The sequence below is a fragment of the Streptomyces sp. IBSBF 3136 genome, assembly GCF_036815105.1.
Classification (GTDB): Bacteria; Actinomycetota; Actinomycetes; order Streptomycetales; family Streptomycetaceae; genus Streptomyces.
The window spans coordinates 1-8,173 of sequence record NZ_JAJSZC010000287.1 but is presented as its reverse complement, the minus strand read 5'-3'; the positions used below and the strand labels follow the sequence as shown (position 1 = coordinate 8,173).

Below are 8,173 nucleotides of genomic sequence, written 5' to 3'. Positions count from 1 at the left end.
TTGTTGGTGGGGGCGGGGTTGGTCTAGGCGGGCGGCTGGGCTTTCAGGGCTTGGATGAAGTGGGCGAAGGCTGTGGATGGGAAGGTGAGGGTTGCTCTTGCCGGGGTTTTTGAGTCCCTGATGGCTATGTGAGCGGGCGAGGTCGCGACCTCCACGCAGTTGTTGCCGTCGCCGCCGCCTGAGTAGGACGACTTCCGCCAGTTGTCGGGGGTGGTCACGGTAGGTCTCACAGCTCCTTGGCCACTCTGTAGATGACGTCACGCGAACGATCGGGGTCGAGTGATGCGGCTTCTACCCTACGGAAAAGCGTGCGAAAAACGCCGAGTTGAGCCTCGGAGTCGATGAAGCCGGTGCCGTGAGGCGCGTCGCGAACGGCCGTGTCCAGCTTGGGTACCGCACCGCCCGCGAGCATCATGGGGCTCCAAGCCCCGCCGAAACCGTCCAGGTCGAAGGGGATGACGCGCACGGTGATGTGGTCGGCCTCGGAAAGTTCCAGAACACGGAACAGCTGAGCCCGCGCGTCGGCTCTGTCACTGAGTCTTATGCGCAGTGCTGCCTCGTGGACGACTGCCCGGTAGGGAGTGGGATCGAGCCCGACGAGGATCGCCTTGCGCTGCATGCGGTGCTGGACACGCAGTTCCAGGTCTTCCTCGGGGAGTTCGGGAATCCTGGAGGAGAAGGCGGCGCGGGCGTACGCGGGAGTCTGAAGCAGACCGGGGATGAACAGGAACTCCACGTCACACCGATACGTGGAGTGGTGTTCCAACTCGGCGAGGTCAAGAAACGGTGTGGGCAGGCGTTGCCGATATTCCTCCCACCAGCCCCGCGTTCGGTCGGTCGCCATGGCCACCAGGGCAGCGATCAGCTCACTGTCCGAGCAGGAGTAGTTGGCGGCGAGTAGGCGCAGCCGCTTCTCGCTCACCCCGGCGAGACCGGACTCGATCTGGCTGATCTGTGGAGCGCTCACGCCCAGCAGGGCGGCCGCCTCCCGTGAGGAGAGGCCCGCCGCATCGCGAAGTCTCCGCAGCTCGACCGCCAGGCGCATCTGACGTGCCGTTGGCTCGACCCGTTTCGCCACCGACCAGTCCTTCCGACGCGCCAGTACGACTCGTTCGGGGTCAGATTACGCCTACCGGTTGCGAGATCTAAATGTTGCCCCCTACTTTCAGTGACTAGCGCCCCACTCTGCGGAAGCGCACCGCTTCGTCCTGCCACGACGAACGCGGCAATGCCACTGCACCCGAATCCCCCTTGGCTGAACGGAGTTCCTCATGCCCGAGACCTGGGACTACACCCTCTACATCCCCAACGATCTGAGAGCCGTGACGGTGTGCCGCCGCACCCTCCGCATGGTCCTGACGCTGCACGGCCTGATCCGGCTCGTCGACACGGCGGAGCTCCTGGCGACGGAACTGATCTCGAACGCGGTGCGGCACACGAAGGGGCCGGCCGCACTCAGGGTCCGCCGAACGGCGCAGGGCGTGGTGTGGATCGGAGCCTGGGACACCGACCCCGGACCACCGGAGCCGCCACAGCCGTTGGACCAGATCTCCGAACTGGCGGAGAGCGGACGCGGCCTCGCCCTGATCCGGGCCTGCGCGGACTACTGGGGCTGGCAGCCGTCGGGCCGGTTCGGGGACCGCGGCAAGTACGTGTGGTGCGAACTGGAGGCGGCGTGATGGCCGGCTCGCCTCACGAGGCACTCCACCGGATCTTCCAGAAGGACCCCGCCCTACTGACCCGGGCATTACAGCGGGTGCTGCACGTGCCGTTCCCCGAACCGAGGGAGATCGCGGCAATGAACGTGGACCTCACGGAGATCGAACCGGTAGAGCGCCGCGTGGACACGCTGCTGCGGGCGGAGACGGACGAAGGCACGTACCTCTTGGTCGTGGAATCACAGGGCAAGGCGGACGACCGAAAACGCGGCAGCTGGCCGTATTACTTGTCCTACCTGTACGAGAAGTACCGCTGCGAGCCGGTCCTGATCGTGATCACCCAGAGCAGCGCAACGGCCCGCTGGGCGTCCCGACCCATCCGGCTCGGCTTCCCCGGCTGGCACTCGCTGACCGTACGGCCCCTCGTGCTAGGCCCGGACAGCGTGCCGGTGATCACGGACGAGCGCCAGGCCGAACGCGACGTACCCCTTGCGGTGCTCTCGGCGATGACACACGGGCGCGGCCCCCAGGCCGCCGCCATACTGGAATCCCTGGCATCCGCCCTGCGGACCGTCGACCCCGACAATGCCGCCGTCTTCGTGCAGTTCATCGACTCATGCCTGACCGACCCCCAGGCGAAGCAGATGTGGAGGGACCTGATGACAGCGATCCAGTACTTCTGGCGTCACCCGCTGGCCGAGCAGGTGCGGGAGGAGGGGCGGGAACAGGGCCGGGAAGAGGGCCGCGTCCAGGATCGCCGGGAAATGGTCCTCCGCATCCTGGAATGGCGCGGCGTTCAACTGGCCGATGCGATCCGCGAGCAGGTGGAGGCGTGCACCGACCTGGACCAGCTTGAGACGTGGGCCCAACGGGCGGTGCACGCCACGGACGCGTCGGAGTTGTTCGCCGAGGAGTGACAGCGGGACGGGATTCACCCCTGGCGAGACGGTTACCGAAAGGGAAGGTTGAGCCAGGGGCTGCCGGGGTCGGACATCAGGATCCGGTGGGCGTCGACCATGTCCTGGTACCAGTCGCCGAACTCCTCCTCATCGAAGTGGAGGCACCGTCCGAGGATGTAGGCGGCGGAGAAGTCCTGCCACGACCTGTAGGAGTGGGAGGCCACTCGGCCGGCTTGTACGACGGCGTACTCGGCCTCCTCCAGCGTGCCGAACCGGGCCCCGAGGCCCCACCGGGCCATCTTCGAGGCCCGCCCGAGGTCCCACGCGTCGACTGAGGAGACGTACGCCCCCTCATCGAGCACGCCGTCGGCACGCATGCGAGCTTCATAGCGGGTGATACGCCCGATGAGCCGCTGGACTCCCTCGATCTGCGCCACGATCTCGGGCTCGGGGCGAGGCTCCGTCCTGGTGACACCGTCTCCGGTGACCACGACCGAGCCCTCGGACTTCGCGCGGATGACGTTGGCTGCGGCCTGCCGCCAGTACCCCGGGTCGACGTGCCCGCCGAAGTCCCGGGCGATGGTGCGGCGCAGCCCGAGGGCGAAGTCCCAGACCGAGCTGTGCTGCTCGCAGGCGAGGAGGTCGCGGAGGTAGTGCTGCCACTCCTCGCGGGTGGTGATGCCCCACCACTCGCGAAGCCGCTTCCGCTCGTTTATGTATCCCGTCCCGTGCCAGCCCATGGCATTCCATACGGACCCGTTGCTGACGCACAGGAGCGCTCCGCAGGCGAGGCCATGGGCGACAGATCCCTGAAGTGGGCCACCCACCCGGAGAGTGAGCAGCCTGTGGCGGCCGCCAAGGGGGCGACCGGGCCGATGATGCTGAGCCCACGCCCCGGAATGAGGTGGGGCCGCCGGGAGGAACGCCTCACAGGGGCTGCCCGGATTGACCACGATCCACGCGGGACGCCCCGGCTTCCACGCATCGGCGAGCCACCCGAGGCTGTGGATACCGAACACCCGATGCGGTTCGGGAGCGGGCAGCATGCCCACGGTGTACACCGCCCAGATTGGACCTCCGACACGCGGATCGTGCCCGAAGACCGAGTACGTCGTGCTGGGGTCGGTATCCGCTCTGTCCCGCAATATCTCGTGATACAGCGGTTCCCGCGCCAGCCTGTCGAAGTACGCGGCCCAGTCCTCACGCGACTTGGCCTCGAACAACGCCTGCTCGATCTCCGTCGGCGGCGTCCAGGCCGACGGTGCTGGGGTTCCGAAACCTGCTGGCGGCGGACCAAATGACATGAGGCTGTCTGACCTCCTGCTGCGACGAGATAGATTCTGAATATTTGCGGTCAATAGTTCCTTGGAGGCACTCAGACCGATCAGGAGTCAGACGAAAGGTAAACAGGGGCGTGAAACTACGTGCATCAATGAGGCGCGAATATTTGATCCCGGAGTCATCACACCCCAGAGAAACTGAAATCACGGCTCGTGGACTTAGTGTTGACCTCCCGGGCCCTCTGCGTCGACCAAACTTCTCGAACATCGGCTTTCGGTACTCCAGGAAATCCCCCTCCAGCTTTTCGATGATCTTTGTCATTTCCTCGGCTCGGTTCACCGTGTTTCCACAGTTGTGTCTGAGCATGTGCTCTCGCGCCAATTTTCCCAGGTGCTGGTTAGACTTCGTTGGTGTACGCGGTCAGCTTTGAGATAAAGGCGACTTCGGAAACGGCACGGATGCGACTCTCGGGCGACACCACATTGAGGGTGACGCCGTTCTCTCCGGAAAGGGAAACGTCCGCCCTGATGGCGGTCCCGAAACCGTCCAATGTGATCGCATGGAGGCCGCTCAGTGAAATCTCGACCTGCACAGTATTGAAACCCTGTGCCGCCCATTTGCGTGGAGGCTGGTCCGGGTAAAGAGGGAGGTCCAGGCGCAGCTTCAGAGTCGGTCCGTCTTCATGCAGAACCACCTCATGAACGCGAACTCCGGAGAGTTCCGGTGGGGCGCCCCGGTAAACGGCGACGATTCCCTCGGGATTATGCAGCAACGATGTCCATGACACGCTGAATCATCCTTCCGCCCCGAGGGGACTAGTATTCATAATGTTGTGCAGTGCCTGGGACCTTACCAGTCCGCGGGTTTTCCCATGGCCGGACGTTAAAGTGCGGTCCCTGGTCGCCCACCCCACCTTCACCATAATAGTGCCCGTACCCGTGATCTTGGATGATTACCCTGCTCCCGTCACTTCGCGTGTATACGTATTCTCGAGTCATTACGGGATTGAACGAATCGTCCATGACCTGTTGGCCAGTGCGGTCTGTCATGGGAACCATACGGATCTCGTCCGGCTGCTGAGACATGGGGAGACCCAAGTCACGCTTCGCCTCCCGGAATGCGGCGTTTCGACTGCTTGAGTGCTTGTGGGAGGGGTCCTCCGGGCAACCTTCTGGTGCAAGGCCGAGAGGATCACCCCACGTATGCGGATTGTGGACGTAGGTAGAGGGGTTAGGGGAGGGCGCGAGTCCGAGGGGATCGAAGGTAAGGTAGCGGGCGGTTTCGGGGTCGTAGTGGCGGAAGTAGTTGTAGTGGAGCCCGGTTTCCGGGTCGTAGTACTGCCCCGGGAAGCGCAGAGGCGTATACGTCGTGCTGTCGGCCGCCCAAGCCGTCGTACCCCACAGCGTGCTTCGAGTACGCCAGGCGATGTCGCCGTTCTCGTCGACGAGTTCGCTCGGCGTGCCAACAAGGTCAGTGACAATCGCGAAGAAGCGGGAGTCGATCTCGTTCTGCGGGGCGTCGGCCGCTGTGATGCGTTCCGTCTGGGTCAGGGGGCGTAGGCCCTGGTGGTCCCAGGTCAGGGTGACCGGGTGGGGTAGCTCCACCGACGTCGTCGTCTGTTCGCAGAGTGTGGTGCCGTCCCAGGTGAAGTCCACCCTCTCCAGCACCGTCTCGCCGTCCGGCGCCAGGCGGAGCTTCGCCGTACGGCGGCCCAGCGGGTCGTACGTGTAGCGCCAGCGGGTGCCGTCCGGGGTCACGACCGAGGTCAGGCGGTCCTCGGGGTCCCATTCGTAGTGCCAGGTGTCCGGCTTGCGTGACAGGCGGGTCTTCTGGCGGAGGGTGATGCGGCCCAGGGCGTCGTGTTCGTAGCGGACGCTGCCTGCGCGGGTGATGCGGGTGCCTGTGTAGGTGCGCGGGCCTATTGCCTCCTGGCCCGGGTGGTTCGACGGCCAGCTCGCCTGGGTCTGGTTGCCCGCCTCGTCGTAGGCGTAGCGCTCCGTCCAGCCCGCCGCGTGGACCGCCGTCACCCGGCCCGCCGCGTCGAGGTCGAAGTGGCGGGAGCCGGAGAGCTGGTCTTCGATGCCTATCAGGTTGCCGTCAGCGCGGTAGGTGTACGCCCGGTGTTGCACCGTGCGGCCCTCCAGACCCGTCACCGACTGCGTGGTCAGGCGGCCCAGCGCGTCGAAGGCGTGCTCCAGCGTGACCGTCTCGCCTATGCGGCGGGACAGTTCGCGGCCCGCCTCGTCGTAGGTGAAGTCGATCGCGCGGCCCGAGGCGACCATGCCGGTTCGGCGGCCGGCCGCGTCGTAGGACCAGGTGGTGGTCGCGCCGGTGGGCGTGGTGCGGCCGGTGCGGCGGCCCAGGTCGTCGTACGTGTACGTCACCGTGCGGCCGTCGACCGATTCCGAGTGCAGGCGGCCGTGGCGGTCGCGCAGCAGCGTGAGCGTCGTGCCGTCGGGGCCGGTGGCCTGGGCGAGCTGGTCGGTGAGGTCGTACGCGTACGTCGTGACCCGGCCGGCGGCGTCCTTGCGGGTCACCTGGCCCAGTTCGTTGCGCTCGAAGGACGCCACCTCGCCGAGAGCGTTGCTGCGGGCGGCGAGACGGCCCGCGACGTCGTACGCGTACCTCAGCGCGCGGTCGTCGAAGTCCGTCTCCGTCACCAGGCGGCCCGCCGCGTCGTACTCGTACGTCCACGTCAGGCCCTGCGGGTTGGTGACCCTCGTCAGACGCAGTTCGCTGTCGTGGTCGAACTCGTAGCGGACTCCGTCCGGGCCCGTGCGTGCCGTCAGCAGGTCGAAGTGGGTGTACTCGAAGCGGGAAACGCCGCCGAGCGCGTCCGTGTGGCTCGTGCAGTTGCCCTCGCCGTCGTACGTCCATGATTCGCTGGTGCCGTCGGGCTCCGTGCGGGCCGAGAGGTGGCCTTCCACCGTCCACTCCAGGCGCGTGGCCGAGCCCATCGGGTCCGTCATCGTGACCGCGCGGCCGAAGGCGTCCCGTTCGTAGCGCGTCACCGCGCCCAGCGGGTCCGTCACCTCCACCGGGAGGCCCGCACGATCGCAGACGACTCTTGTCGTATTGCCCAGCGGATCCGTCACGGACGTCAGGTGACCGGCCTCCGTGTACGTGAAGTGGGTCGTCAGGCCGGCCGGGTCGGTCACCGACGTACGGTTGCCCCGCTCGTCGAATGTCTGACGGATCACCGTGCCGTCCGGGTTCGTCACCTTCACCGGCAGGCCGAGTTCGTTGTACTCCGCCCTCGCCTCACGGCCGTCCGGGCGGACGACCGACGTCAGGTTGCCCGTGTCGTCGTAGTGGAATGTGGTTGTGTGGCCCAGCGGGTCCGTGCGGGACAGCAGCCGGTTGTAGCGGTCGCGTCGGTACGCGGTCTCGGCGCCCAGCGGGTCGATGACGGACACCACCTGCCGGGCGTCGTTGACCAGGTACCGACTGCTGTGGCCCTCGCCGTTGGTCGCCGTGGTCACGCGCAGACCCGTCTCCGGGTCCGGTTCCCCGTAGGAGAAGCGCGTGGCCATGTGGCCCGCGGAGCCCGCCTGGGCCGTGCAGCGGTCCTGGTCGTCGTACTCGTACGCGTAGCTGCGGTCGTTCGTGTCCGTCCAGGACGTGATCCGGCCCGAGGCGTCGTAGGCGAAGCGAAGCGGCAGTCCGGTGGAGTTGATGACGTCCGTGAGGTTGCCGTCCGTGTAGCCGAAGCGTTTCAGCTCCTGGCCCGTCGTCGCCAGGTGGTAGGCGGTCACGCGACCCGCGTGCGTGGTGATGTGCACGCCCTGACCGGCACTCGTCATGACGGTCTGCGGCGTGCCCTCCTCGTCGTACTCGAAGGTGATCCAGTTGCCGTTGCGGTCATCCACCTGTTCGAGGACGGCCAGGTTCTCGCCCCGGTCCGCGAAGTGCCAGGTGCGGAGGGTCTGCGGGTCCGTGATGGTGTACCCGTCTGCCACGCGGTTCAGGGGGCGGCGAGGGCCGTGGGACGGGAGGGTGGGCAGGCCCGGCGCCGGGTGCGGATAGGCCAGGAGCAGGCCGTCCTCCGTGACGAAGACCACTCCCTGCGCGTCTATCTCCAGACGCTGGTCCAAGGTGGAGGACCACGAGGGGCCGAACCAGCGGCCCTGGTGGTAGGCGGACTCCACCCGTCGTTTGAGGATCAGGGGCAGCACGCCAGGGAGGGCCGCGTCCGTCTGCGGGAGGAACATCTTGCCGGTGGCCACGTCGACCGGGTCGCCGCAGCCCTCCACGGCGTCGTCTTCTCGGGAGTGATCCTGGGGGCTCTCGTCCACCTCGTCGCGGGCGGACTTCCCGCCCTGGGCCGCCCCCCGC

The 8,173-nt window shown here is 66.6% G+C and carries 7 protein-coding genes; 2 read left to right on the top strand and 5 right to left on the bottom strand.

From position 1 onward, the window contains the following. Positions 1 to 23: 23 nt before the first annotated feature. Both V7E45_RS36265 and V7E45_RS36260 read right to left on the bottom strand, forming a co-directional pair. Complete coding sequence (locus tag V7E45_RS36265; protein ID WP_333778532.1) at positions 24 to 218, bottom strand: DUF397 domain-containing protein; 195 nt, start codon at positions 216 to 218, stop codon at positions 24 to 26. An 8-nt stretch (positions 219 to 226) separates the two neighbouring features. After that, on the bottom strand, positions 227 to 1,078 hold the full coding sequence (locus V7E45_RS36260; protein ID WP_333778531.1) for a helix-turn-helix domain-containing protein: 852 nt from the start codon (positions 1,076 to 1,078) through the stop codon (positions 227 to 229). A 193-nt stretch (positions 1,079 to 1,271) separates the two neighbouring features. Here V7E45_RS36260 and V7E45_RS36255 point away from each other — a divergent pair, with 193 nt between their 5' ends. Then, entirely contained in the window at positions 1,272 to 1,679 is a 408-nt protein-coding gene (locus tag V7E45_RS36255) for an ATP-binding protein (protein ID WP_333778530.1), read from the top strand. Beyond that, complete coding sequence (locus V7E45_RS36250) at positions 1,679 to 2,575, top strand: hypothetical protein (protein WP_333778529.1); 897 nt, start codon at positions 1,679 to 1,681, stop codon at positions 2,573 to 2,575. Before V7E45_RS36255 ends, V7E45_RS36250 begins: the two co-directional genes overlap by 1 nt. A gap of 32 nt (positions 2,576 to 2,607) precedes the next feature. On the opposite strand, the gene V7E45_RS36245 is transcribed toward V7E45_RS36250, so the two are convergent. The 3 genes from V7E45_RS36245 to V7E45_RS36235 all read right to left on the bottom strand — a co-directional run. After that, positions 2,608 to 3,297 (bottom strand): DUF1266 domain-containing protein, encoded by a 690-nt coding sequence (locus V7E45_RS36245; protein WP_333778528.1) that lies wholly within the window; start codon positions 3,295 to 3,297, stop codon positions 2,608 to 2,610. Between the two features lie 938 nt (positions 3,298 to 4,235). Continuing rightward, a complete protein-coding gene (locus V7E45_RS36240) occupies positions 4,236 to 4,625 on the bottom strand; it encodes an Imm50 family immunity protein (protein ID WP_333778527.1) in 390 nt (129 codons plus the stop codon). Between the two features lie 28 nt (positions 4,626 to 4,653). Then, a partial coding sequence (locus V7E45_RS36235) for an HNH/endonuclease VII fold putative polymorphic toxin (protein WP_333778526.1) occupies positions 4,654 to 8,173 on the bottom strand: 3,520 nt, incomplete at its 5' end.

Excerpts from the sequence above, each read along its gene's own strand:
- V7E45_RS36255 (WP_333778530.1), top strand. The coding sequence starts at position 1,272 with ATGCCCGAGACCTGGGACTACACCCTCTACATCCCCAACGATCTGAGA.
- V7E45_RS36250 (WP_333778529.1), top strand. The coding sequence starts at position 1,679 with ATGGCCGGCTCGCCTCACGAGGCACTCCACCGGATCTTCCAGAAGGAC.
- V7E45_RS36245 (WP_333778528.1), bottom strand. The coding sequence starts at position 3,297 with ATGGGCTGGCACGGGACGGGATACATAAACGAGCGGAAGCGGCTTCGC.